Raw genomic sequence first — 25,415 nt, forward strand, 5'->3', positions numbered from 1 at the left:
ATATTCTGGACTCATCTTTTGCTTCATCAGACCTGAAGAAATTTACGAATAAACTATCTAAAAATTCAAAAAAGACTATCGAATTCAACAGAATACTAACCGATTACAACTAAGCGTATATGTTATACTTTATTTGCTGTATTGCATGAATACTATTTGTTAGTGGATGGTTGACAACTCCTTTTTTTGGGTTATTTTTCTAGTAATACGAAAAAATCAGGAGGTGTTTTATGGTAATTGACTTAGGCTCAGTTTATAACTTTCCGTATGAATTTGACAAAGTTTTTAATGAAGTCTTCAATCCACAACAGTATAAAAGAAGAAAATCATCATATCCTCCTATAAACATCGGGGAAGATGAAAATAATGTTTATGTGCATGCAGAAATGCCCGGTCTGGCTATTGAAGACATGGACATTGCGATCACTGCAAAGGATCTTGTAATCAAAGGTGAGCGTAAGCTGCCGGAGGGACGGTATTTTCGTCAGGAAAGACCTTCAGGAGTCTTTCAGCGGATAGTTTCGATTAATACTTATGTTGATGTTGATAAGGTCTCTGCGTCGATTAAAGACGGTGTTCTTAAAATCGTAATGCCTAAGGCCGGTTCACCTGTCCCTAAAAAAGTCGCTGTCGAAGTTGAATAAAGGGGGGGCTCATGAGTAACGATAGAATTGTATCTGAAAACGAATTGGAAAAGTTCAACCCCGCAACGGATATCGTTGAAACTGAAAGCGGGTTCTACTTATATATGGATATTCCGGGAATCGGGAAACAAGATCTCGACATTGATATTGAAGAAAATGTGATGATAGTAAAAGGGAAAACTGCCCAGATAGCCGTTGAAGGGGAGAAATACCTCAGTCAGGAATTTGGTGAAGGTGAATACCTGAGAAGATTTACGATTGCGGATATTGTGGACCGCAGCAATATTAAAGCTAATTTAAAAAATGGTGTTCTGGAATTGTTCCTGCCGAAAATTGCAGAGGCAAAACCTCGCAAAATAGAAGTTTCTTACAGTTAGCAGATCTAGTTATATGTTATTTGGAAGGCTCCCCATTAGGGAGCCTTTTTTATTGAATCTGATGATTTCAAATATGTCGATGTTCTTTGTTTGCTCGTCTATTCTGTTTCTGATAAACGTAAGCGAAACTATTACGGAGGAAAATCTGGATATGAAAGGATTAAAAATATTATTGATTGCGGCTATTTTTTGCGCAGCTCTCTCAATTGGCGCAACTGTGCATGCTGAAAGTTCTAAAGTGTATGTTAAAATGGAAACCAGCAAGGGGAATATTCTTCTTGAACTTGATAGAGCCAAGGCTCCAACGACAGTGGCTAATTTTTTAAGGTATGTGAACGAAGGTCACTATGACGGCACCATCTTTCACAGAGTAATCAGCGGGTTTATGATTCAGGGCGGGAATATGGATATAAATATGAAGCCTAAACAGACTTACGACCCTATTGAAAATGAAGCCCGCAACGGTCTGTATAACGATAAATATACAATTGCTATGGCGCGCACAGGCGATCCTCATTCCGCTACTGATCAGTTTTTTATCAATACTGCTGATAATGGTGCTTTAAACTTTAAGTCTGAATCCTCATCAGGATGGGGATATGCTGTTTTCGGTAAAGTTTTAAGCGGCAAAAAAGTTGTCGATAGCATTGAAAAAGTAGTGACTTTCCGCAAGGGCAGATATGACGATGTTCCTGTTAAGCCTGTCATGATTATCAAGGCTGAGGAAGTTAAACAGTAACTAATTATTATTTCAGATAAAACTAAAGGCGCGGCATATTTCTCTGCCGCGCCTTTTCTAATAGCTTATAAGTCGTAATTATTATGCTGCAAGCTTAATTACGCACAGCATTTTTTGTATTTTTTGCCACTGCCGCATGGGCAGGGATCATTACGTCCGACTTTATTTTCTTTAACGATTGGTTTCGGTGCAACCATGTCTCCATCAATATAAAGCCAATTGCCGTCTCTTTTTTCAAAGTGGCTTGCTTCGTGATGTTTGTGAGTTGCTCCGCCCTGTTTGAAAGTCGCAATGAACTCGACTTCACCGGTGGAATCATCGGGCTGACCTGCTGAAGTAGAAACAATTTCAAGGCCAAGCCAAGTGGAAGAGTGAGCCCACTCTTTTACCTGCTCAGGCTCATAGTCGTGCTTGCTTTCCGGGGCCAAGGTGTCACCGAGATAATCTACATTATGCACAGCAAAAGCTGTGTAACGGGAACGCATCAATGCTTCTGCAGTCGGGGCAGGTTTTGTTCCAGTAATATATGGTTCACAGCACTCGGCGTATACAATTCCGGAACCGCATGGACATTCACTCATGTTTTTACTCCAATCTTTATCAACCCTAGAAGTTTATTTGAACGGCTTAATGATTGCCGCAGGACTCGTGATCTTCACAAACAACTGCGGAGTCGGACAGGTTGCCTTCAGCCCACTGGCTGACAGCTGTCTTCAGATCTCCGCTACAACCGCGGATAACGTTTATATTGCTGGCCTGCAAGAGGTTAACAGCTCCTTGACCCATATTTCCTGCCAATAAGACGCTTACGCCTTTTTCAACGAGGGTGGAAACAATGTTGGATTTACATCCGCATCCTGGAGGGGGGGTAATTGTTTCTTCAGAAACAATGCTTTTGCTGTCGTCTAAAGTGAAAAGAGTGAAAGCTTCACAGTGACCGAAATGTCCATCAATCTGTCCATCTCTTGAAGGAAGTGCTATAATCATGGTTGTGTCTCCTTAAAAAAAAAGTAAGAACAATACAGACCCATGCATTGTACTTGAAAGTGAAAAGTTATTTGCTCAAATTAATAAAAAACAGAACAATCCAGCCGAGACTATGATAAGTATCACCCCAACATTGTCCATACCTGATAGTGAAATAATTTTTATTGCTAGCCGCAGCTCCGGTCCCGGAGGGCAGCATGTCAATAAAACATCTTCCCGTGTAACTCTTATATTTAATTTGCAAGAATCTGCTGCCCTTAGTGACTACCAGAAAAGGATTCTTCTTTCCAGAATAAGTAATAAAATAAACAGCAATGGTGAATTACATATATCTTGCGAGGAACATCGCAGTCAGTTCCGCAACAAAGAAGAAGCTATTGAGCGGTTTAAAAATATTCTGGCGGAAGGTTTAAAGCCGATTAAGCACAGGCGTAAAACAAAAGTGCCTAATTCTATGAAGCGCAAGCGACTTGATAGTAAAAACAAGCGTGCGCAAACCAAAAAACAGCGTTCAAAACCTGATTACTAGGGAAAGGACCAAAGTTTTGTAAAAGATCCTCTAAAGTCTGAATAGCTTTAGAGGAGCTTTTACAAGTTTTTCTCTGGAATTAAATCTTCTGCTCAACCTTACTGAAGCACGGTATACATAAAGTCTGTCCTGCAAATCTTCTTGAGCGTGATTCCATTATTTTTTCACCGCAGCTTTCACACTCAAGTGATTCCAGAATTGCAGCAGGGCGGGGCATAACCATCTGCGGCGCGCCTATGATGAACATTTCATCTAAATCCGCTTCTAAATATTTGGCTTCTACTTCAGATCGAATCTCTTTACATTTTTTCTTATCTGCTTCTGTAGCGAAACCGTCAGAGGTGGCCTTCATAAGTTTACTCATTTCATTCCTGTTTTCTTCCAGAAATTCAGGATTCAGCAAAGCTCGAACCCCTTTGCCGTCTTCGCGTCTGAAAAAGGTAAAGACCATTTTCCCGTAGTCTCTAAGTAGTAAGTTACCTTTGCCTACAGAACACCCTGTAAGGAATTGAATTGCATCAACTCCGCACATATCTGTTTCGCAGATTGTTACAAGCGAGGATTCGTTGTTATGTCCCAGCTTATTTAAGCATAGCTCGGATGCGCGGATTCCTATTGCAAGTCCCGGGCATTGGTGACCGTGAAATTCTATAACTCTTTCAATTGTTTCAGGGGGGAAATAAGTATTCATTTGTTGTTCCTACTGGTTATGAATTGTTTCGGTTTTATGGTTGTGGTCATGCGTATGGCTGTGATCTACAGCGTCTAAATCTTCAATGGGGTGGATTACAGGGCACCCGTTTCGCTGTTCAATTTCAACAGGAACTCCGTATACCGCTTCGATCACTTCCGGTGTTACGCATTCTTTTGCGCCGCAACTGTGGATGACCCCGGCTTTAAGAAAAATGAATTTATCAGCATAGCGCAGGGCTGTATTGAGATCATGCATAGTCATGATAGCTGAGACATTGTGTCCTTTTACAATCCCCCTGACAGTTCGCAAAATTTCAAGTTGATTTTTAAGGTCAAGGCTGCTGGTCGGTTCATCCAGCAAAAGAACTTCCGGCTCCTGCACAAGAGCGCGGGCAATGCTGACTTTTTGGAGTTCTCCGCCGCTTAGCCGGTCAATGTATCTAAGTGCTAGGTGAGTCAGAGAAAGTCGCTTTAACGCGGCATCTACAATACAAATGTCATGGTCACGGACCCTCCATTTAATATGGGGTTTGCGTCCCATGAGAACCGCATCGAAGACGCTGAGTCTCGCAGATTCCACCCTTTGCGGTACATAGCCTATCAATTTGGCAATATCGTCTGAACTGAGTTTAAAAACATCACGTTCGTTAACAAGAACAAAGCCTTGTTTTGGGGTATGAATACCGTTCAAACATTTAAGGAGAGTTGTTTTACCTGCGCCGTTAGGCCCGAGAATGGCAAGCAGTTCTCCTTTATCTACGCAGAAATTAATTCCTTCAAGAATCGGAGTCCCGCTGTAGCTGAAATTCAGGCCGTTTACTTTGAGGTTTATCATTTATTCCCCTTTATGATCAGCCAGATAAACATTGGAGCTCCCAAAAACGCTGTTAAAACTGAAACCGGCAGTACATTCGGTGCGAGCATAAGGCGGGCGGCGGTATCAGCAGTCAGGAGCAAAGCTCCGCCGAGCAAACATGAACCGGGGAGTAGAAACCTGTAATCGTCCCCGATCATTCGCCTGACCATGTGCGGACAGACTAGACCTACAAACCCGATAATTCCCAGAAAAGATACAATAACGGCGGTAACAAGCGATGACAGCAGCATTCCGGTAATTCTTACCCGTTCTACTTTTACTCCAAGACCTTTTGCCGTTTCGTCTCCTGCTTCAATGGCATTGAAATTCCAGCGGTTCAGTGTGAACCATATATAGGCAATTAAAGTTACCGCGCTCATTATTCCAAGTTCAGTCCAAGTTGCCCTGGCCACATCGCCGAATGTCCAGAAGACCATTGCAGCCAGTTGAACATCATCGGCAAAGTATTGCAGGAACATTGTTCCGGCTGTGAAGAGTGCCCCTAAGGCAACACCTGTAAGAATCATTACCTCCGGCGTAGCGCGGCGAAGACGTGATATTGCAATGATCACAAAGGTGGCAATCAAACTGAACGAGAAAGATACTACTGTCGTAAGATACGGGCTGTTGATTGAAATTGCGCCGACATTTGAACTGCTCATTGTTCCTAAGCCGAGGACCATGACAGACACTGCCGCTCCGAATGCTGCTGCATGGGATATCCCCAAAGTAAATGGAGAGCCGAGAGGGTTTCGAAGAATTGCCTGCATCACCGCGCCTGAAACAGAAAGTCCGGCCCCAGCAACAATTGCGGTGAGAGCCTGCGGTAATCTGATGTTCCAGATTATGATATCGAACCGTTTGGAAACAGTTTCACCAAGCAGTGTTTTAAGAGTCTCCATAATAGATATAGAAACCGGTCCCATCCCGATAGACAACGTGAGCACTGCCGCAGTGAGGACGAATCCTGCAATAATGAACAGAGTTTTGCGCCTGATGAGTTTTGCATATTCCGGCGGGATTTGCCCGTCATTAAAATGCATCTGCTACCTCAAAACCAGCTTGTCGAATGCTTTTTCTTTGAAGGCATTCTCCATTTCATTAAAGACAGGTTTTCCGACCATGAAACTGTATATTTCATCAGCCTTGGCTTTGGGGTCAATGTCGGTAAATCTTTCGGGGTATAGAACTTTACCAACGTAAAAAGCATCGGCAATTATCGACCCGTAATTTCGTGAATACCAGTTGTAAGGAAGAACCGTATAAACATGATCGGCAATAACCGCATCAAGGCTTTGATAAGCGGGGTCTTTTTTAAGTTCATTAACAGCGCTTGCTTCGTCTCCAAGCTGACAGGTTGATATGTCCATGAATAAAATTTCCGGATTCCACGAAACAATTTGCTCTTTCGCCACATTTGCATGCTGCAAAGGTTTGCCCAGTTCTTTCGGCGGGCAGGCCACGTTGTTTGCGTTAACAAATAGAAATGGGGGATATGCAGGCTCAGTGGACTGAAAGCCGTGCGGGCCTTTTTTAGCAATGCCGCCTACGTAGCATGTTTTGCGCTTAGAGTCAGGGATTCCAGCAGTTCGTTTTTCCAGATCTTTGATGTTTTCTTCCATGAAATTGCATACTTTTTCAGCTCTTTCAGACTTGCCGATTACATCGCCCATAAGCTTAAGGGAGTTGTATACTGACTGGCGTTTTGCAGCGAGGCTGGCATATGATAAGCAAACTACTGGAATTCCAGTTTTTTCCTGTAATTCATCAGGGTCGTAGCCCATTTCCTTATATGTTTTAAAAATTACCTGCGGTTGCGGTTCAAGGGATAGAATCAGTTCCGGATTATCGTTTCCTCTGAATTCTCCGAAAAGAGGCAGCTTTTTGAATTGCGGATTAGCAATCGCATATGGACGAGCATCAAATTTATCTTCTTTTTTTTCTATGCTGTCGACTCCAACAATCAAGTTTTGTCCTTGAAGATAAGTTAGATAACGTAAGCATCCCGGGCCTGAGCAAAGAACTCTGTCAACTTTTTCAGGTATTACTACTTTGCGTCCAGCCATATCCGTTATTGTTCTTGCTTGGGCATAAGTCGGCAGGGAAAGGCAGAGAGCCGTTAGTATTGCGAAGGTAATGGATAAAAATTTGTTCATGGTCCCTCTCATTTAAATTTAGAGTCTTTTAGCGTGGATGTATTAAATATAATTGTACGTTTTAGGTATATATAATTAAAAATCGTGTCAATGGAGGGATGCGAAAAAGGCTGATTCCAGCAAAATAAAATCCCCCCTGAAATATACGTTTCAGAGGGGATTAATGCGGATTATATTCCTGATTATCAGGAGGAACTTTCGGAGTATTGTTCTTTAGCCAGATAGGTAGTGCAGACAACACGCAGCAGGGATGCAAAGTTGGATATTTCCCCATGCACATTGTAGGCTTCCTCATGCAGGGCCGCTAGGAATTTGCCAAGCGAGAGATTTTCCTTTGCCGCAACATCATCAAGAATTGACCAGAATCTTCGTTCAAGGCGAATGCTGGTGACAGCTCCGCTTATTCGAACAGAACGGGTAACCTGTTCATATTCAGGAGGAGGCGTGGAAGAGTATATCTCGCACATGGGGAATTCCTTTTTTAAAGTATACTCCCGCATAAACTGATTTGCCTTGCTTATTCCTTGTTGAGTATATCAACAAATGTTCTGAGCCATTTAGGGTGAGCAGGCCAAGCAGGAGCGGTTACGAGCTTGCCGTCGGCAATCGCATCATCAACATCAATTGCAACATATTCACCGCCGGCGAGAGTCACTTCAGGTCCGCAGGCCGGATATGCCGTAACTCTTTTACCTTTAAGTACTCCGGCGGCTGCAAGCAGCTGCGGGCCGTGGCATATAGCCGCGACAGGGCGGTCTGTTGCCGGAAAGCTGCGGACCATTTCGAGTACTTTTTCGTTTAAGCGCAGGTACTCTGGGGCTCTTCCGCCGGGAACTACGAGAGCAGCATAATCTTCAGTTTTAATCGTGTCAAAGTCTGCATTGAGGGTGAAGTTGTGACCCGGCAATTCCACATATGTTTGATGTCCGACAAAGTCATGAATAGCTGTAGCAATCTGTTCGCCGGCTTTTTTGCCAGGGCAGACTGCGTCTACATCAAAGCCCATTGCCTGTAGAGCCTGAAATGGAACCATAACTTCATAGTCTTCAACAAAGTCGCCGACAATCATCAGAATCTTTTTTGTCATTTTAAATTCTCCTCATTTATCAGATTTTTCTAACTATACTCTTTTAAGCACGATTAAAGGTAATAGTCAGGTACTACTGTTAAGTTAGAATAAAAAAAATGAGCAGAGCAGGAGCGACTACTTTTTTACGTGATAAGCCTTTTGCCGAGGATTGAAAGGCTATACTCCTTGCCATCCATTTCCGCGATATCCGGTAATCTGCCCCATTCTTTAAAACCAAAAGATTTGAACAGTCTGATGCTTGGCGCGTTGTGCGAAAATATGTATGCGACAAGGGTTTTTATTTCTAAGGACGGAGTCATATCAATTGCTTCTTGCAGTAACTTTTTACCCAGTCCGAGTCCTCTATATTTTGAATGAATATAGATGCTTATTTCAGCAGTCTTCCCATACGCAGGACGACCGTAAAATTTTTCAAAACTCACCCATGCCGCAACGGTATTATCATCTTCGTGAACGAGTATAGGGCGTTTGTCAGGAGTATGTGCTTTGAACCATTGCATTTTAGATTCAATGCTGACTTCTTCCGTATCCGCAGTCGATAGACGCGACTCTACAGTTGAATTATAAATGGCAACGATTTCTGGAAGATCGCTATCTATTGCTACTCTCATGGGATTACCTGTATCTATATTGATAATTTTGATTGAATGCGTTGAAATGAGAATATCTTTAACTGGGTGGATTCGCAATAGTTAGTGATGGTGTGGTATTGTATTAATTGGGGGTGATATAAGAAAGATAAGCAGTAAAATAAAAACACTGTCAAATTTTGGAATATTTTTATCTGAAACATATCTTCTCATTATTGTTGAATGAAATTAATGTGCACTTTCGGATCAATATATCCCCAGTAATTACCACTCAACTTTATGTCGAGGATAAGTTTTTATTATTTACCTTTTCAGAAGAATGTTCACCATTATCAGCTCCAGTGAGCTTTGTATTTTTTGCAGGATTTTACTTAGATTCTTCACTCTTCCCCGCAAGCCCTGTGCGATCATAAAAATTAATAGGGTCATCAAGACAGTACCCGTAAACATCCACATCACCGCCAGTGAATCCGAGTGAGCAGCAACTGTAACACATAAGAGAAAGCCCCGACCGAAGTCGGGGCCATTAATTATTTTTTGGTCTCTTCTATTGATGTATCAATTTCAGCTTTTTTTAATTCTGGGTGTCTTTTATAAAAACCTTCAAGTTGTTCAAGAGAGCAGTTACACTTGTGGCACATTTGGTCTTCAGGTGCTTTTTTAGGCATAAACACTTGTTGGCATTTAGGACAAATAGATTCTTCAAGTTTGGTGAAATGCTTTCCTCCCACAGGGCGTTTGTAAAAAATACCGCACCAAAAAATAACAATACCATAAGCGACTAAAGCCCAACGTCCAAAAATTCCAACTTCCTGTCCTTTAAAGTAACGAGCTGTGTCTGTTGGCCATGCCCCGCTGATCACAAGTAATGCATAGATTATAACTAGTAATCGGAGGTATGAAATTTTATTTTTTATTTTCTTTATTACTTTTATCATTAATTGTTTTTTTAATTTTTTTAGTAATGGTTTTACCATTTTCAATGGCTTGTGGTATTCCAATAAGTGCACCTATTGGAGCTCCTAATTTTCCGCTTGATGGTGGTAATCCATCAACAAATGCTGAAGCCCCATCAACAAGATCACTAAGATCCACTTCATATTTTTTATTTGATGTAAAATTACGTACTCTTACATCAGCTTCGTTATAAGAGTCTTTAGCTGTAGCTATCCCTCGCTTAGCAATCTTACTAACCTTATCCAATCCTTTTTCTACATATGGAGCGTCTCGTCGTGCTGTGGCAAGCCCAGCAGCCCCAAGTTCTGCTCCTCCTAAAATGGATCCGGCAATTGCTAATGGCATTACCATGCAAGCTCCAGCTGTACCCCCATATACGAGGGTCGCTTTCAATGGCCTTTCCAGCCCTCTTTAGAGCTTTCCAAGTGCCTTTACCAACTTTTTTTAGGAATCCTTGCTCTTTCCCCTCACTCTTCCCCGCAAGCCCTGTGCGATCATGAAAATTAATAGGGTCATCGAGACAGTACCCGTAAACATCCACATCACCGCCAGTGAATCCGAGTGAGCAGCAACTGTAACACATAAGAGAAAGCCCCGACCGAAGTCGGGGCAACGTAGTCAACTCATGTTGTTTTATTTTTATTGGACTTTTCATTAGTCGCTTCTCTAAGCTCGGGATGGCGATCATAAAAGCCTTCAATGGGTTCAAGTTCAATTTTACAGTTGGGGCAAAGTTTATTCTTAGGCATTCTGAATATTCCAGGTGAGAATGATTTTTCACATACTGGGCATATCAGTCCTTGGCTGTTATCGCTTTTAAAATTGTTTTTAAAAATACCATAAGCAATACTAACAAAACCAAAAAGAGTCATACTCCAACGAGCTAAATAGTTTAGGGAAACCATTCTAAAGCCTGAGGATGTTGAACTACAGAAGGGCATACTCCAGAGAATAAAAAGGATCCCAGTTAAAATATACATAAGCCTACTGAATAGGTTGTCCCATTTATCGAAAAAATTACCTATCTTATCTATTCTATTTAATATTTTTTTCATATATTTTTCTATGAGTGGATATGTCTACTTTTTGATTTCTTCAAAAGTTTCACGGATTCTATCTCTATTAGCGATTGCAGTTCCTAGAGCGCCAGCCCAGCTTACAGGGGGAAGCTCTCCTGAATTAAATGCAGAAGCAAAATCATATCCTCTTTTAAGGTTTTTTAACAAGTTAGGGCGAGTAGCTATTCTGCTTGCTGTTTCTTGTGCAAATTTTTCGACAGCTCCACTCGTAGCAATTCCAGCTTGAACAATAGCAGGAGCTACAGCCGCCCCTCCTGCTAAAGCAATAGGAACTGATCCAGCCCCAAGAGCTATTCCGGTATATTTTTGCAATTCTTTATTGTTTTTAAACTCATCGGCAGTCTTTTCAATTGCTTCTTTGGCTGCATGACTTCCTTTAACAATAGCCTTGGAAGCAGCTTTACCACCTTCGGTTGTCGCTTTTTTAATGCCTTCAGTACTTTTATCCGCAGCCTTTTCGAGTCCTTTAGGTATTGCAGTCGCAGCTTTATGTAATCCTGAGGCTATTTTAGAATAAGTTCCTTGCTCTTTCCCCTCACTCTTCCCCGCAAGCCCCGTCCGATCATGAAAATTAATAGGGTCATCGAGACAGTACCCGTAAACATCTACGTCTCCGCCAGCGAATCCGAGTGGGTCGGGAGTTATGAATCTGCCGATTGCGGGATCGTATTCACGATATCCAAGATGAACCAGTCCGGTCTCTTTATCTGTCAGCCCTGCGGCAAACCCTAAGCATATATCCAAACTGACTCCGCTATCGAACAATAGATTCCCAAACGAATCATTTATAATTCGCTTTACCTCATTACCCCTTTCATCCGCAACCATGAAGATTGTGCCGACCTGATTCTAAATAAGAATAACGCGTGACCTGCCCGAGATCGGTTTTCATAACCATGCGGGCTTGAGTGTCATACATGTATTTTACTTCACCAGCTTGCAGTAGTTCCATGCTCTGACCATACTTGAACAAGCGTAGCTTTGTTTGGCTCGTTTCAGCAAATAAACGCTCACCGTTTTTGCCATATCGGGATAAATCATAAAGACCTCTGCTTATTTTCTGATAGCCTTATTAAATCCAGACCTGTTCTGAATTTAAGTGACTACCTGTGGCTGAATAAGCAGAGGATAGCGGGCAGGGCGGACATGAATAAGCCGAGTCAGGTCCGGATGATATTTTTTGTGGTTCACAAAAAAAGTCCCCGACACAAATTGTGTCAGGGACTTTAAAAGTTGATCAGTAAAGTTAATTTATGAAGTCAGGCCGTGAACAGAATCACGAACCCAGTAGAGCAGTTCGAAGTTTTCGGCTATCCCTTCACGCAGTTTATTAAGCTCTGATTTTTCCATGTCCTGAATGCGGATAAAAACCTGACGAGTGTTATCCTGGTTAGGCTCGTAACTTGTCAGAACGGACATCATGCGGGCGTGGTTGTCTTTTAAGAAGTCTACCACGCGGCTGAGAGAGCCCGCTTTGTTAGACAGGGCTATGCCCATCTGTATGCCGCCGTGAAGGACACCTGTGATGTTGATCAGGACTTTGAAGACGTCAGTGGTTGTGATGACTCCTACGCATTTGTTATCAGCATCTACAACCGGAACTCCGCCTATTTTATTTTCATCCATAATTACCGCTGCTTTTTCTACGGTGTCTTCAATGGAAACAGTTAAAACTTTGCGGGTCATGATATCTTTAATTTTGATCTCTGAAAGCAGATAGTAAAGCTCATGCATATCAAGAGTCGTCGCCTTTGAAGGAGAGGCTTCTTTTATATCGCGGTCTGAAATTATTCCTACTAAAACTCCGTCATCGTCAACTATCGGCAGTCTGCTTATCACTTTATCTTTCATGATTTTGGCAGCTTTCATCATTGAGCGGTCAGGTGTGAGGGTGATAATATCTTTTGTCATCCAGTGTTTAACAAGCATTAGAGTTCTCCTTGATTTTGCCTTGCATGAGATTAAGTTTCAAATATCTTAATCTTATAAGAGCCTGCAAATGAATGCAGCTTAATACCGCTATATTACCGCTTATCAAATTCAGTACTTTTATAGTTATATAAACAAATTTCCAAGGTCAATCTACAACTATTATAAATAAAAGGATCTTCCCGCTAAATTCGCATTTAAGCACTTCGGACAAAGTAACCTGTCATAATATCGGGTTGGTCAGTTCTAAGCAGTGCTTGTGTTCCGGAATGAATCACATCTACAGCTTCACCGTGAATTGTTTCAAAAGAATAACTGCCCGCATTCATTGCAGGTCTTTTTAGTCCCGGAACAAGTATTTCCGTATCCTTTTCCAGTTCCCAGCGGGATTTAACAGAAACAAGCCAGCAGTCGTCGCCGCGCTTTTCCTGAATTCTGGCTACGATAGGTTTGCGTTCCTCTGCAGAAGGAGGCTGAGCAATTGTGCTTGGACCTGATGTTTTGAAAAACGCAGTGCTGAGTGGGCGGGTGGCTGTATTAAGAAGTTCAAACATTGTCCTTTCCGGTAAAGCGCTGCCTGTTTTGGCCGCATCAAGGGCCGCTCTGTAGACGTCTGCAACCTGTGCAACGTAAGATGAACTTTTAGTGCGCCCTTCAATTTTAAGAGCAGCAACTCCCAGTCTGGACAGCCAGCGCACATAGTGAATCAGGCAAAGGTCCTCAGCTGCAAAAAAGGTTGTGTGTCCGTCTTCTTCAATGGTTTCCCAAACATCGTTACCGGGTCTTGTTTTTTCTTCAACCCGCAACCCGGTTGCTTTGTATTCAAATCGACATGGATGTGTGCAGCGGCCCATATTAGCGGATCTGTCGTTAAGCCATGAGCTTAGAAAACAGCGTCCTGAAATAGCCATGCACATGGCTCCGTGGACAAAAAGTTCCAGCTCAATATCAGGACACTTTGCGGCAATATCGGCGATATCCGTTACACAGAGCTCTCTGGCGAGGTTTACTCTCGAAGCACCGAATTCTTTCCAGAACTTTGCAGCTTCGCTGTTTCCAGTGTTGGCCTGTGTACTGATGTGTATAGGAATACTGGGGAAAAATTGCTTGATAATTCTGATTACCCCGGGGTCCGCTGCGATGATTCCATCGGGAGGACATTTGGTAAGTTTTTCAAGATCTTTTTTTACCAGATCCAGATCCTTTTCACGAGGGTAGGCATTGATACAAAAATATGCCTGAACGTTGTTTGCTTTGGTAAGAGCAAAGGCTTCGGGGAGTTCTTCCCATTGGAATCCTGCTCCGGCAGAACGCAGGTTAAGATCTCCGGCTCCAAGGTAAACGGCGTCTGCGCCGTAAGTAACAGCGGCAGAAAGTTTTTCCATATTTCCGGCAGGGCATAGTAATTCAGGCATTTCGCAGTTGATAGGCTTCATTGATTTTGTTTGGCTTGTTAGATTTTCGGAATTAATTTTATTCATTGTTCAGTTTGGCAATAGATTAAATTGGAAGCCCCTTGGATTGCCTGAGGGCTTTAAGATCGTCAAGTACACTGCTGTGTACAAATAATTTTCCAGCCCCTTTACCGAGTTTAATTTCCGGTTTTACGGTACCGTGAAAATCAGAGCCGCCACTGGCCAGAAGGTCGTATTTATGAGTTAATTTTTTGCAAATCCCAGTCATATCAGGAGTGTGCGAACTGTAATAGACCTCTATCCCATCAAGGCCTAATGCCTTAAGCTCTTTAACTTTTTCATCAAGAATATCCTCATTGGTACTAAGCAGAGCAGGATGCGCCAGAATTGAGGTGGCTCCTGTTGAGTGCAAAAGATTTAAAGCCTCTTCAGGAGCAAGGCTTTGCTTTGGAACGTACGCTTTGCCTTTTTTACCCAAATAATGGAGAAAGGCTTCATCAAAAGATTTAACATATTTTTTATCTAGTAAAACCCGTGCGATATGAGGTCTGCCGACTGTTCCGGCGGCTCTTTCCTGTACTTCTTCCAAAGTTATATCTAAGCCTAGCTTCTGTAGTTTTTCAACTACTTCTATATTTCGCATTCCTCTTTTTTTCCGGATAGATTTAAAAGTATCCAGTAAAAGTTTTGAATAAGGATCAACCCACAGGCCAACAATATGCAGGACTCCTACATCTGATTTGACGCTGAGTTCGCATCCGGGGATAACTTCCACCCCATATTCTTTCCCTGCTTTGATCGCTTCGGGGAGGCCCGCGAGAGTATCATGGTCGGTTAAGGCTATTGCTGTCAGTCCTGCCTTTTTCGCCGCAATTACCAGCTCTACGGGGGAAAGAGTTCCGTCTGACGCTGTTGAGTGTGTATGCAGATCAATTCCTGGCATTATATTCTCCAAAGTGGGTGCCGGAGGGCAGATTACAATTCATAATTTTTCTATAGCATAAATGTAAGCTTGAGGAATTTGTTTTCTATAGTTATAGGGTACTGACTAGACAATATGCAAGGAGTACCTAAAATGGCTCTGAATAAAGAACTGATTAATATTCTCGTCTGCCCTAAGTGTAAAGGCGAGTTGGAACTTTTGAAAGGGGAAACCGGCCTCAAATGCAACGCATGCGAAGTCGTTTACCCTGTTAAAGATGAAATTCCCATTATGCTCGTAGACGAGGCTATTCCTGTTGCGAAATGGGATAAAAAGTAAATTTCGGTTTTAAACAAAGTAACAGTGCGGTTTTCCGATTCAGGAGAGCCGGAAAACACAAGGAGTTTCCATGTCTCAAGCCAAAGACGGCGACAAAATCCGCGTTCATTATGCAGGTTCCCTCGAAGACGGAACAGAATTCGATTCTTCATACAAAAGGGGTGAACCTCTTGAAATAGTTCTCGGACAGGGAATGCTGATCAAAGGGTTTGAAGACGCAGTTCTCGGCCTTGAAGCTGGCGGAAAAGTTACAGCTACTATCAGCCCTGAAGATGGATACGGTCCATACCATGAAGAACATACTTTTGAAGTAGAACGCAATCAGATCCCACCTGAAATCAATCCGGAAGTCGGAATGATGCTTCAGGTTAACACTGATCAGGGTGTTACTAACGTAACAATCAAATCCGTTACCGACGATAAAGTCGTTCTTGACGGTAACCACCCCCTTGCTGGTCAGACCATGATTTTTGAAATTGAATTGGTCGAAATTCTCGCTTCTTAAGTAAAAGTATAAAATGGATAAAGATTTAGGTTTAATTCCAATTTCGGGATAGACCTTAATCCTTATTTCCCAAGTTTATATGATCCCCCCTCGAATATTTGTTCGAGGGGGGATTTGTTTTTTTTGTAAATGTTGCCTTCCCGCGGACCTGACTCGGCTTATTCATGTCCGCATTATTCAATATTCTTTCCTTATAGGACAAACGTTGCACTCTAAGACACAGAGAAGTTCTGTATTTTATTAGGGTTCGGCAATAAGGAAAGGAGCTGGTTTTGAATAAGTTAAATGGATATTGGCTGCGTAAAAAAGAGAACGAAGAGTTATCGACAAGTGCCCGTCTGTATAGAAACTCGATGAGGCCGGAAGAACTGCTCGATGAAATGTATGAGGTTATGCAAAACGTAGGACTCGGTGAAGAGTTCGATCCTGATGATCTTTCCACTCTTTTCTCTGACTTCAGCAATGATGAAAAAATGTACCCGAGCATGATGAAGCCCGAACGCCGTAAACTGTGGGATCAGCGCAAGCGACAGCTGGAACAGATTCAGGAAAGGCAAAAGAATGCGAAACGGCAGCTTCATGCGCAGTTGATGATGAGGAATCCAGAACTTCCGTTAACGAAAGAACTGCGCAAAACGGAGTACGGTCAGGGATTGATGGCAGAAATGACAACAAACCGGCCGAGAAAGCCTGAAACTGGTACAGGACGAACCATTATCGATGAGCAGGAAAGAGATTCAGTTAATATGGGGCCGATTCAGCAATTCGAAACGAAGCCGTTTACTGCCCCTGATATGGATGAACCTTTCTCGCTGCTTGCAACAGAAAGAGATAAAAACGGAAGAATAATCAAAAAAGCATTAGCCCTAGCCCCGCAGCCGATTCTGCGTGAATATGAGTACGACAACAATGGCAGACTCAGCAAAGTTTTGTGCGAAGGTTCTGTCATCGAGAAATACCATTACGGTAAATACGGTGAAAGACTCATATCTGAAACAAGACATTCAAAACAATCATTATACAAGTACAACGATAGGTTGCAGGTTATCGAAGCCGGAGACACAAAATACTATTACGACAATCGAGGTCGCATAATTGAAAAGATTAATCTCGGGCGCAGGACTCATTATTCATACCTTGAATCAGGACCGCTCCATGAAGTTATTCTGCCGGATGGACGCAGGATTGAATATACCTGTGATGCTGCCGGACGCAGAATTACAAAGTCTATCAACGGCAAGGTTGTGGAAAAATATCTTTGGCAGGATTTGACCACTCTTATTGCCATCACTGACGGTGAAGGACTGCATCCAAGAGTGTTTATTTATGAGGATGAAGGCGGACCTGTTGCCATGACATACGAAGGAGCAACCTTCATTTTTGCAACGGATCAGGTCGACTCAATCTTCATGGTTGCGGACGAACAGGGTAATGAGGTAAAGCGGATTATATATGATTCGTTTGGCAATCTATTATTCGATAGTAATGAAAAATTTGATACTTACATCGGATTTGCCACAGGCTTAACAGATAAAGATACCGGGCTTATCCACTTTGGACAGCGTGAATACGACCCCGCCTCCGGCAGATTCATAACTCCTGACCCGATAGGATTCGCTGGCGGGGACGTGGATGTTTACGGTTATTGTCTGGATGATCCTATTAATTTTTATGATCGGACGGGGCTGTTTGCTTTTGTTCCCGTCATTGGTGGAGCAATAGGAGCTGGGTATAATCTCTACGATAACTATAAAGATTGGAAGTCTGGTAAAATGTCCACTTTAAAATATATGGAATCCATTGGTTTAGGAGCTGCAACTGGGATGGCCAGTACTTTAGGCGGAGGTTTAGCTACTAGCGTGATTATGGGTGCAGGATCAGCCGCAGCAAATGAAGCTGGAAACCAGTATATCAAAACTGGTAAGGTTGGAGATAAAGAGAAAGTAATTAAAGCTGGTGTTAGTGGTAGTGTTGGATCCGTTGTTGGTAGGACTGGGCAAAAAATAGGAAAAAATATTGTTATTATCCCTAAGAGCAACAAGATTCCGGCAAAACCACTAGGTCACTATGGAAATCTTGGATCTGTAATAGGGGCGTCAATGGGATCAGAGGGCAGTGATAAAGTAATTAAAAAAAATGAATCAAATAAAAAGTCAAAGAGCAATAAGAAATGATCATTAAAGCCGTGTTAATTCTCATGCTTATTGTCTGTTGGTACGATGGGTGTCGGAGAGTTGTTAAATATTTTAAACTAAAAAATGTAGACAAAAGACCTTTTTCGTTTTCACGTTTATTAACAGCGGCTGAAGGATTCAACCCGTTGGAGCAATTAATTCTTGGGATTTTTATCATCTCTCTTGGTTGTGCTTTTTTATATTACCATTTTATTCAAACCTAGCAAATTGAGCTGACACTATTGAATCCGCTACTTTTGCCTATTAATACTTGAGGACGACTAAAGGTATGTAATTATCTTGTAAATTTATATTTGAGAAAATAATTCAAAACCCCGCTCTTACACAGTGCGTGGCTTCATTTTTACAGCTTATCCACTTTGGACATCGCGAATACGATCCCGCCACCGGAAGATTCATTACTCCTGACCCGATCGGTTTTGCGGACGGGGCTGTGGATGTTTACGGGTATTAATGAAATGGACCCGCCCACCTGAAGGCGTCAATGCGCCGAGTGTGATATAGTTCACACAAATATAAAGTTGTGGACCGCACTATTTTGCCCGCGAATTACAGAAGTTGGGACACGAAGTGCGCCAGATGGCCCCCAGCATGTGAAGCCGTATGTGAAGACCAATAAAAATGACCGCAATGATGCAAAAGCAATTGCCGAGTACGGTCTGGTTACAACAGTTGGCATCTGTAACCCATAAAAAATGGGCTTGGAGTTTATTAACTCCAAGCCCATTTTCAAATTCTATATAAACTGAAAGCGATTTATTCTTTATCTGCGCTTTCGTCTTCAATATCGTCAGAATCTACGTCTGTAGATGTTTCCTCAACTGCTTCTTTTGCAAGAGCTTCAGCCGCATCTCGCTCTGCAACTGCGATTCTGGCTTTTTTCTTTAAATTCGCTTTTTCGTCTTCTGCAATTATAGAATTATCAAGGCAGCGGGCGAAAACAAGGAAGCCTGTGTGCGCGACCATACGGTCATCAGGGCGCAGTCTTTCCGGAACCGGTTTCCAGCGGCGCAGAAGTATTTCAACAACTTCAAGGTCGGTGAACGGGCCTTGTTCAAGTCCGGCAAGCAGTTCGCTGACCTGATTTGTTGTAGGCAGCAGGAACCCGATCATTGCTCCGGGGATAACAGCTTTAGGAATGTGATGCAGGTAGTCCCATGGAGTGCGGACATCAAGGAAAAGGGCGTCACATTCTGTAGCCTGAAAACCTTCTTCAATATCAAGATTAAACTGTTCAACTCTGTGTGACAGTCCTGACCATTCAAGGTTTTTGGCGACAAGTTTAAAGAACTCAGGGCGGCGTTCGTGAGTATAAACTTTACCGGTATCACCTACGTAGTAGGCTAGAGCGGTTGTAAGTCCGCCTGATCCTGATCCGGATTCAATAACTCGGCATCCGGGACCGATACCAAGTTTAAGCAGAAGATACCCGATTTCTTTAGGGTACATAATCTGAGTCTGGCGTTTTACACCTTTGATCAAGTCATGAACTGTAGGCTTAAGAATCTGGTACTTGCGCCCCAAGTGGGTCGTAACCATCATTCCATATCCCGCAGTGATGACATCTTCCATCAGAATCATGCCATCATGGGTATGAATGTCATCCCCTTCTTTTACTACGCGCAAATAACGCTTGCCCTTGGGATTTATGAGCAGTACCAATTGTCCAGCTTTAAGCATTGACTTCCTCCTGAATGAATATTCCGCCGAGTTACGGTTGAAATCGACGTAAGTCAATCCCCGTACCCCTTTTAAAATTTTGTCTTTCGTTTCAATATCACATTTCTCGCTCATGCAAAATAATTCTCAGCTTTTTTTTAGACCAACTGTAATATCAGGGGAAATCAATGTTTGGCCGGTTTATCATTCAAGATAAAATCTTGAGTTTTTTGTGCAATAGTAATAGATAAATTATCTTAATAGGGTCAGTGTCTTTTGCAGATAAGAGTTAAGAGCATTTATATTTATTCTGTGATCGGCGAAAGACGAAAATAATTTCCGTTAATTTGATTTTTTGCTTCTTGATGGACACAATATGGGTTATAAGTATGTCTTCGGGCCGGTTTTTTCCGGTAGAATAGGTCTCTCGCTTGGGCTGGATCTGCTTGGAAAGCGGATCTGTTCCATGGACTGCGTGTACTGCGAAGTCGGAGCGACAGATTTTCTGGTAAGTGAGCGCAGGCCCTATGTTCCGGCAGCAGCCGTTCTTGAAGAGCTTGCATGCTGGAAGCAGGAAGGACATCTTTTGCCCGATGTAATTACTCTCGGAGGTCTTGGGGAGCCGACCCTCAATTCAGATTTACCCGAGATTATCAGTGGTGTTAAAAAACTTTTCCCGTCATTGCCCGTGGCTATTCTGACAAACGCCACCCCTATGACGGACCCCGAAGTTCGCAGAGAACTGCTGGAGGCAGACATTGTGCTTCCGTCGATGGATTCTCTCATTGCTTCGGAATTTCGGGCCGTAAACAGGCCGTTTAAAGGAATTGATCCTGAAGACGTAGCCAAGGCTCTGATCGAATTCCGCAAGGAGTTCAAAGGTAAGATTTTTCTGGAAGTGCTCCTTTCAAGGGGATATAATGATTCGGCTGAAAATCTTTCTAAAATGAAAGCATTCTGTCTTGAACTTTCCCCGGACCGCATTGATGTGGTCACACTTTCGCGCCCCGGCACTCTGGAGACTGCTGCACCGGTTGATACCGGAACTTTAGATCTCTGGAAAAAGGCTCTTGATACCGCGCCCTGCACTGTCAGGGAATGCGGTCCCGATGAAGGCGCAAAGGAAAGGACCAGCTCGGATACATCTGTCCATGTGCAGGACGGAGACTCCGCAGCATTTGACCGGATTCAGGCTTCTCTCATGCGTAGACCGCAGACAGCGCAACAGCTTTCAAAAGCACTTGAAGTATCCTTTGATGGAGTTATGCAGGTGATTGAAAAGTTGGAGAACAGCGGTAAGTTGACCACACGGCAGACAGGTGATGAAATTTATTACAAGTTAAAGCCGAAAGGTTGACACGTGAATTGAGCTTCTGAATCCGCGGAATATTTAAACTTTTCCCGGAATTAGAAAATGACAAACAAGAAAAGAAAAGAAAAAATGTTTATCAGCGTCCTGCCTGAAGAACAGGTGGAAGTTGCGCTGACTCAGGAAGGTCAGGTCATAGAGTATTATGTTGAAATGCTCCATCAGGCCAAGACTAAAGGTAATATTTACAAAGGATATATTCACAATATTGACGCCGCGCTTCAAGCGGCATTCATTAACTACGGGGCCGAGCGTAACGGCTTTTTGCAGGTTGATGAAATTCATCCCGAATACTATCAGGGAACCTATACCCTTAAAAAAGGGCACAGATATCCATTATTGCAGAAGGTTTTAAAACCGGGACAGGAGATTTTTGTTCAGGTTGTTAAAGAACCTACCGGTAAGAAAGGTGCTTTTTTATCATCGTATCTGTCTATCCCGGGTCGCTATTTTGTGCTTACTCCCGGACGGGAGCAGATCGGTATTTCCCGGAAGATTGAAGATGAAAAAGAGCGTGAAAGACTCAAAGAAATCATCGATTCAGTTAATCCCGGTGACGGCGTAGGGGTTATTGTCCGTACTGCAAGTATGGGGCAGAGCAAATCCGCACTGACCAGAGATTTTAAATTTCTCACCAGACTTTGGAATGACATAAGGACAAAGGGGCAGGACCTTCAGCCGCCGGCTCTTGTGTATGAAGAAATGGGATTGGCTTCACGCTCTGTTCGTGACTACCTCTCATCCGAAGTCACTGAAATATGGGTGGACGATAAAGAGACCGCAGAACAGGTGCAAAAGCTTGCAGCGTTGTCTTTTCCGAGACGCAACAATCTCGTTAAGCTCCATGCAGATACTGATAAATCCCTTTGGGAGCGGTTTAATCTGGTTAAGCAAATTGAGCAGATCTACGGACGTGAAGTAAATCTTCCTTCCGGCGGACGGCTTGTTTTTGATCAGACAGAAGCTCTTACTGCAATTGATATCAACTCCGGTAAGATCGGCGGAGAACGCAATTTTAAAGAAATGGCACTCAAGACTAATAAAGAGAGTGCTGAAATGATTGCCTGCCAGCTTAAGCTTCGCGACCTCGGCGGGCAGGTTGTTATCGACTTTATCGAAATGAAAGACCCCAAGCATTGCCGTGAAGTTGAAAAAACCATGCGCTCAGCTCTTAAAACTGATCGCGCAAGGACGGATGTTGGGCGTATTTCCCGCTTCGGACTTATGGAACTTGTCCGTCAGCGGTTAGGATCTTCTGCCATTGCCGTCAGCACCGAGCCTTGTCCATGCTGTCAGGGAACAGGGATGAGACGTAATATGGAATGGCAGTCCATGCAGGCACTTAAAGATATTTATAGAATGCTCAGAAGGCCGGGCTTAACTTCACCGCTTAATTATGAGGCGGAAGAAGAGCTGGCTCTGTATCTTTTGAATCATAAACGGCCTGCAATTGTTAATTACGAAAAAGCATTCGGCACAAAGATCAATATAGAGATTCAGTGGGCTGAATAACAAATGTAATATGTTTTTCAATAAGGCAGTGTTTTTGCTAGGCAGCAGAAACACTGCCCTTTTTATTTCAACCAAGCTGCGGAGTTCACTATAATGGCTTCCAAAAGAATTTTACTTCACGCCTGCTGCGGCCCCTGTTCAATCACAACCGTTGATATTTTGCGGGATCAGGGGTTTGATGTATCCGCTTTTTTTTATAATCCTAATATTCATCCCCTTAAAGAATATGTCAGGCGCAGGGATACCTTTTTAGAAGTTGCCGAAAAGATGAACCTTAAGGTTATCGGCAGCACTACAGAATATGATTCTCAAAAATGGTTTAGAAATGCAGCCTTTCGGGAAGAAAATCGTTGTTTTCACTGTTATGCGGACAGGCTTGAACGTACATTGTCCATTGCTAAACGAGGCGGTTTTGACTTTTTTACAACAACTCTTCTTTACAGCAAATTTCAAAAGCATGACGTCATTGCAACGCTGGGCAGAGATATGGCCGGAGCAGGGGCGTGCGGTTTTTATTATTATGACTTTCGTGAAGGGTGGAAAGAGGGCATAGAGCGTTCAAAAGAGATGGGGATTTATCGCCAGCAGTATTGCGGGTGTCTTTTCAGTGAAAACGAACGTTATGCTAAAGATTTGATCAATTCTTAGCCTTATATATTGCTCGGCTCTCGCTATTTATGAAGAGTTGTGGCAGTTTATGTATTAAGTTTCCTTTTTTATGTTAGAATAAAAAAAACTGAATATAGAGTCTTCTGCATGGGAATTCGAAGCGCGAGCTTAAAACAAGGCAATAGGATGGTCAGGAATGGAAAAGCATTTTCTGGTTTGTGTTTGTGACGACGGGGCAGAGTCTTACTCAATCCGGTTTATAAGAGATTTTTTCAATTTTCCGTGCGATGTTCGCCTGACTCTTTTTCATGTCGCTCCTCAAAGCGGATCATGGGGGGGGCATAATTCATCCTCTACTGGCACAAAACTTCTCGAAAAAATCAGAGATAATTTTTTAGTTAACAGTTTTTGTAATGAAAGTAAGGTTGATATTAAAAGCATCAATTCCAGAGGGTCCATCGCCAGAGAATTTGTTCAGGAAGGGCATAAAGGGTTGTATGACGCTGTTATCTTTGGGCGGCAGGCTACCTCAACTTTTGAAGAATTATTTGACTACAGCATTCCGAACCGGATGATCTGGGAGGATATAACTTTCCCCTTGTGGTTCTGCAAATGTCCGCAGGAAATTCCAAGGAAAAATGTACTGTTATGCCTCGGGAGCGGGGATCCTTCACAGAGGATTACAGATCATGTAGGTTATGTATTAAGTGAAGATTCCGCTCATTCTATAACTCTTCTGCATGTGCAAAATCCTAAAAAAGAAAAAGCGGAGAGTTCTGATATTTTGTTTGAAACCGCTCGCGGAAGCCTTCTTGCCAACGGAGTTGAGGAGTCTCGTATTATCCCGCGGATAGTAGGAGGGACCGATGTCGCCAAAGCTATACAGGCTGAAGCTCTAAAAGGACATTATTCAGTAGTTGCTGTCGGTCGCGATTTTCATGACAAAACTACTAAAGAAAAACTTCTTCCAGATTCAGTAAGCGCAAAGCTTTTGCGAAATCTTGAAGGTGCGGCTTTGTGGATAAGCAAATGATCTTTAGACGGAAGGATAAATTTTAATGTCCCTTATTCCTGCATTTTTTAACGTACCCCTGCTGCAAGGGGATGGAAAAGAAGCTAAAAACCTTCTTGTTTATATCCATGTGCCGTTTTGTGTACGCAAGTGCCATTACTGTTCTTTCCATTCCCAGATTTTTAATCAGGTGACATTTGCATGGTATATGAAAACCCTTCTGACAGAGATAGCACTCTGGGGACGCAGACTTAAAAAGCCTAAAATAGGAACAGTTTATTTAGGTGGCGGAACGCCGAGCCTTATTCCTCCGTTTCAGCTGGAGCTGATAATGGATGCTCTTCGCAAGCATTTCACCTTTGTGCGCGGAATGGAGATTACTATTGAAGTTAACCCTGATTCCGCAAATGATGAATCATATTTCAAAAACTTGATCTCTATGGGAATCAATCGGTTGAGCATAGGTTTTCAAAGTCTTGATGACCGTAATTTGATGGTGCTTGGCCGCCCTCATTCCGCCCGTCAGGCCGCAGAAACTTACTATATGGCGCGCAAAGCCGGATTCGGGAACATCAGCATCGATCTTATGTGGGGTTTACCACGTCAGAAAATGAAGGACTGGAATAACGAGCTGAAGGCTGTGGTTAAGCTCAAACCGGAGCATATTTCTTCCTACGGGCTGAGTATTGAACCTGATACCGTGTTCGGTAAAAACAGAAAGGAAATAGAGCCTGAGCTGCCTCCGGACAGCGAACAGGCCCGCATGTTTATATACGGGGCTGAATTCTTGGAGTCCATGGGGTATATTCAATACGAAATTTCAAATTTTGCAAGGATGGGGTTTGTTTCCCGCCATAACAGCGGTTATTGGGACAGGCTCGATTATCTTGGGCTTGGCCCTTCAGCAGTCTCCACAATAGGTAATCGCAGATTCACAAATCCTCTTTTTATGGATGAATACGATGCCGCCGTGCGTGGCGAATACCTGGGTGAAGATTTTGAAGAATTGACCGATGAAATAAAAGTTCAGGAATTAGTTATGTTGAGTCTGAGAACTTCGCGCGGGCTTAAGCTCTCAGACTACAAAGATATGACCGGAAAAGACTTGCTGAAAGAGAAGAATTCAATCATCACCGCCCTCCATCAAAACGGGCTTATCCGCATGAGTGCAGGGTTTCTAAGGCTTACAAAGAACGGAATGCTGGTCTCCAACTCTATATTGCAGTCCCTTGCGTTTGATTAAATTATCCTT

General features: G+C 42.9%; 32 protein-coding genes and 1 pseudogene. 14 read left to right on the plus strand and 19 right to left on the minus strand.

The genetic code is table 11. The features are described from left to right. Positions 1-230 precede the first annotated feature (230 nt). From B9N78_RS12535 to B9N78_RS12545, 3 genes are all read left to right on the plus strand, one after another. Positions 231-644 (plus strand): Hsp20/alpha crystallin family protein, encoded by a 414-nt coding sequence (locus tag B9N78_RS12535; RefSeq protein ID WP_085102784.1) that lies wholly within the window; start codon positions 231-233, stop codon positions 642-644. A gap of 11 nt (positions 645-655) precedes the next feature. Then, on the plus strand, positions 656-1,021 hold the full coding sequence (locus tag B9N78_RS12540; RefSeq protein WP_085102786.1) for an Hsp20/alpha crystallin family protein: 366 nt from the start codon (positions 656-658) through the stop codon (positions 1,019-1,021). Positions 1,022-1,172: 151 nt separating this feature from the next. Next, positions 1,173-1,760 (plus strand): peptidylprolyl isomerase, encoded by a 588-nt coding sequence (locus tag B9N78_RS12545; protein WP_085102788.1) that lies wholly within the window; start codon positions 1,173-1,175, stop codon positions 1,758-1,760. Between the two features lie 98 nt (positions 1,761-1,858). Here the strand turns inward: B9N78_RS12545 and B9N78_RS12550 are convergent, their stop codons facing one another. Both B9N78_RS12550 and B9N78_RS12555 read right to left on the minus strand, forming a co-directional pair. Beyond that, positions 1,859-2,341, minus strand: coding sequence for a YchJ family protein (locus tag B9N78_RS12550; RefSeq protein ID WP_085102790.1), 483 nt, complete (start codon positions 2,339-2,341; stop codon positions 1,859-1,861). A 46-nt stretch (positions 2,342-2,387) separates the two neighbouring features. Then, positions 2,388-2,747 (minus strand): NifB/NifX family molybdenum-iron cluster-binding protein, encoded by a 360-nt coding sequence (locus B9N78_RS12555; RefSeq protein ID WP_085102792.1) that lies wholly within the window; start codon positions 2,745-2,747, stop codon positions 2,388-2,390. Between the two features lie 112 nt (positions 2,748-2,859). Between B9N78_RS12555 and arfB the strand changes: the two genes are divergently transcribed. Next, positions 2,860-3,276, plus strand: coding sequence for an alternative ribosome rescue aminoacyl-tRNA hydrolase ArfB (gene arfB, locus B9N78_RS12560; RefSeq protein WP_085102794.1), 417 nt, complete (start codon positions 2,860-2,862; stop codon positions 3,274-3,276). Positions 3,277-3,355: 79 nt separating this feature from the next. On the opposite strand, the gene B9N78_RS12565 is transcribed toward arfB, so the two are convergent. The 16 genes from B9N78_RS12565 to B9N78_RS12630 all read right to left on the minus strand — a co-directional run bounded on the left by B9N78_RS12565 (position 3,356) and on the right by B9N78_RS12630 (position 14,984). Beyond that, positions 3,356-3,967, minus strand: coding sequence for an FmdE family protein (locus tag B9N78_RS12565; protein ID WP_085102796.1), 612 nt, complete (start codon positions 3,965-3,967; stop codon positions 3,356-3,358). A 9-nt stretch (positions 3,968-3,976) separates the two neighbouring features. After that, entirely contained in the window at positions 3,977-4,801 is an 825-nt protein-coding gene (locus B9N78_RS12570) for an ABC transporter ATP-binding protein (protein WP_085103338.1), read from the minus strand. Then, positions 4,801-5,868: a FecCD family ABC transporter permease gene (locus B9N78_RS12575; protein ID WP_085102798.1), complete on the minus strand. Its 1,068-nt coding sequence runs from the start codon at positions 5,866-5,868 to the stop codon at positions 4,801-4,803. The genes B9N78_RS12570 and B9N78_RS12575 overlap by 1 nt, the downstream gene beginning before the upstream one ends. Positions 5,869-5,871: 3 nt before the next feature. Next, on the minus strand, positions 5,872-6,981 hold the full coding sequence (locus B9N78_RS12580) for an iron ABC transporter substrate-binding protein (RefSeq protein ID WP_085102800.1): 1,110 nt from the start codon (positions 6,979-6,981) through the stop codon (positions 5,872-5,874). 185 nt (positions 6,982-7,166) lie between these two features. Next, positions 7,167-7,448: a ribbon-helix-helix domain-containing protein gene (locus B9N78_RS12585; protein ID WP_085102802.1), complete on the minus strand. Its 282-nt coding sequence runs from the start codon at positions 7,446-7,448 to the stop codon at positions 7,167-7,169. A 50-nt stretch (positions 7,449-7,498) separates the two neighbouring features. Further along, entirely contained in the window at positions 7,499-8,068 is a 570-nt protein-coding gene (locus tag B9N78_RS12590; RefSeq protein WP_085102804.1) for a DJ-1/PfpI family protein, read from the minus strand. 125 nt (positions 8,069-8,193) lie between these two features. After that, a complete protein-coding gene (locus tag B9N78_RS12595; protein WP_085102806.1) occupies positions 8,194-8,682 on the minus strand; it encodes a GNAT family N-acetyltransferase in 489 nt (162 codons plus the stop codon). A gap of 346 nt (positions 8,683-9,028) precedes the next feature. Further along, positions 9,029-9,157: an RHS repeat-associated core domain-containing protein gene (locus tag B9N78_RS18460; RefSeq protein WP_281248180.1), complete on the minus strand. Its 129-nt coding sequence runs from the start codon at positions 9,155-9,157 to the stop codon at positions 9,029-9,031. 34 nt (positions 9,158-9,191) lie between these two features. After that, the gene (locus B9N78_RS12600; protein ID WP_170921420.1) at positions 9,192-9,644 is read right to left on the minus strand and encodes a hypothetical protein; all 453 of its coding nucleotides are present in this window, start codon (positions 9,642-9,644) and stop codon (positions 9,192-9,194) included. After that, positions 9,568-9,969 (minus strand): hypothetical protein, encoded by a 402-nt coding sequence (locus tag B9N78_RS12605; RefSeq protein ID WP_085102810.1) that lies wholly within the window; start codon positions 9,967-9,969, stop codon positions 9,568-9,570. The genes B9N78_RS12600 and B9N78_RS12605 overlap by 77 nt, the downstream gene beginning before the upstream one ends. 272 nt (positions 9,970-10,241) lie before the next feature. After that, positions 10,242-10,673 (minus strand): hypothetical protein, encoded by a 432-nt coding sequence (locus B9N78_RS18030; RefSeq protein WP_137982539.1) that lies wholly within the window; start codon positions 10,671-10,673, stop codon positions 10,242-10,244. A gap of 24 nt (positions 10,674-10,697) precedes the next feature. Continuing rightward, a complete protein-coding gene (locus B9N78_RS12615; RefSeq protein WP_085102814.1) occupies positions 10,698-11,525 on the minus strand; it encodes an RHS repeat-associated core domain-containing protein in 828 nt (275 codons plus the stop codon). Then, positions 11,512-11,649, minus strand: a complete 138-nt coding sequence (locus tag B9N78_RS18170) for a hypothetical protein (protein WP_170921421.1) — start codon at positions 11,647-11,649, stop codon at positions 11,512-11,514. Before B9N78_RS18170 ends, B9N78_RS12615 begins: the two co-directional genes overlap by 14 nt. 299 nt (positions 11,650-11,948) lie before the next feature. Further along, positions 11,949-12,626: a CBS and ACT domain-containing protein gene (locus tag B9N78_RS12620; protein WP_085102816.1), complete on the minus strand. Its 678-nt coding sequence runs from the start codon at positions 12,624-12,626 to the stop codon at positions 11,949-11,951. Between the two features lie 197 nt (positions 12,627-12,823). Next, positions 12,824-14,062 (minus strand): peptidase U32 family protein, encoded by a 1,239-nt coding sequence (locus B9N78_RS12625; RefSeq protein ID WP_245805548.1) that lies wholly within the window; start codon positions 14,060-14,062, stop codon positions 12,824-12,826. A 64-nt stretch (positions 14,063-14,126) separates the two neighbouring features. Next, positions 14,127-14,984, minus strand: a complete 858-nt coding sequence (locus B9N78_RS12630; protein ID WP_085102820.1) for a PHP domain-containing protein — start codon at positions 14,982-14,984, stop codon at positions 14,127-14,129. A gap of 132 nt (positions 14,985-15,116) precedes the next feature. On the opposite strand from B9N78_RS12630, the gene B9N78_RS12635 reads away from it, so the two are divergent. The 5 genes and pseudogenes from B9N78_RS12635 to B9N78_RS18370 form a co-directional block, all read left to right on the plus strand. After that, a complete protein-coding gene (locus tag B9N78_RS12635) occupies positions 15,117-15,302 on the plus strand; it encodes a Trm112 family protein (protein ID WP_085102822.1) in 186 nt (61 codons plus the stop codon). 70 nt (positions 15,303-15,372) lie between these two features. Further along, positions 15,373-15,807, plus strand: a complete 435-nt coding sequence (locus tag B9N78_RS12640; RefSeq protein WP_085102824.1) for an FKBP-type peptidyl-prolyl cis-trans isomerase — start codon at positions 15,373-15,375, stop codon at positions 15,805-15,807. Between the two features lie 272 nt (positions 15,808-16,079). Further along, positions 16,080-17,981, plus strand: coding sequence for an RHS repeat domain-containing protein (locus tag B9N78_RS12645; RefSeq protein WP_085102826.1), 1,902 nt, complete (start codon positions 16,080-16,082; stop codon positions 17,979-17,981). A gap of 352 nt (positions 17,982-18,333) precedes the next feature. Continuing rightward, positions 18,334-18,456, plus strand: coding sequence for an RHS repeat-associated core domain-containing protein (locus B9N78_RS12655; protein WP_245805549.1), 123 nt, complete (start codon positions 18,334-18,336; stop codon positions 18,454-18,456). A gap of 71 nt (positions 18,457-18,527) precedes the next feature. Continuing rightward, a pseudogene (locus B9N78_RS18370) lies at positions 18,528-18,655 on the plus strand (IS110 family transposase); the annotation flags it as partial. Positions 18,656-18,758: 103 nt separating this feature from the next. Here B9N78_RS18370 and B9N78_RS12660 read toward each other — a convergent pair. Next, complete coding sequence (locus B9N78_RS12660; protein WP_085102832.1) at positions 18,759-19,682, minus strand: tRNA (adenine-N1)-methyltransferase; 924 nt, start codon at positions 19,680-19,682, stop codon at positions 18,759-18,761. Positions 19,683-20,037: 355 nt separating this feature from the next. On the opposite strand from B9N78_RS12660, the gene B9N78_RS12665 reads away from it, so the two are divergent. The 5 genes from B9N78_RS12665 (at position 20,038) to hemW (ending at position 25,406) form a co-directional block, all read left to right on the plus strand. Next, positions 20,038-21,018, plus strand: coding sequence for a radical SAM protein (locus B9N78_RS12665; protein WP_085102834.1), 981 nt, complete (start codon positions 20,038-20,040; stop codon positions 21,016-21,018). A 57-nt stretch (positions 21,019-21,075) separates the two neighbouring features. After that, positions 21,076-22,542, plus strand: coding sequence for an Rne/Rng family ribonuclease (locus B9N78_RS12670; protein ID WP_085102836.1), 1,467 nt, complete (start codon positions 21,076-21,078; stop codon positions 22,540-22,542). Positions 22,543-22,635: 93 nt separating this feature from the next. Further along, positions 22,636-23,190, plus strand: coding sequence for an epoxyqueuosine reductase QueH (locus tag B9N78_RS12675; RefSeq protein ID WP_085102838.1), 555 nt, complete (start codon positions 22,636-22,638; stop codon positions 23,188-23,190). Between the two features lie 157 nt (positions 23,191-23,347). After that, positions 23,348-24,184, plus strand: coding sequence for a universal stress protein UspA (locus tag B9N78_RS12680; protein ID WP_085102840.1), 837 nt, complete (start codon positions 23,348-23,350; stop codon positions 24,182-24,184). 25 nt (positions 24,185-24,209) lie between these two features. After that, complete coding sequence (gene hemW, locus B9N78_RS12685) at positions 24,210-25,406, plus strand: radical SAM family heme chaperone HemW (protein ID WP_085102842.1); 1,197 nt, start codon at positions 24,210-24,212, stop codon at positions 25,404-25,406. Positions 25,407-25,415 lie beyond the last annotated feature (9 nt).

The sequence above is a fragment of the Desulfovibrio gilichinskyi genome (assembly GCF_900177375.1).
Classification (GTDB): domain Bacteria; phylum Desulfobacterota; class Desulfovibrionia; order Desulfovibrionales; family Desulfovibrionaceae; genus Maridesulfovibrio; species Maridesulfovibrio gilichinskyi.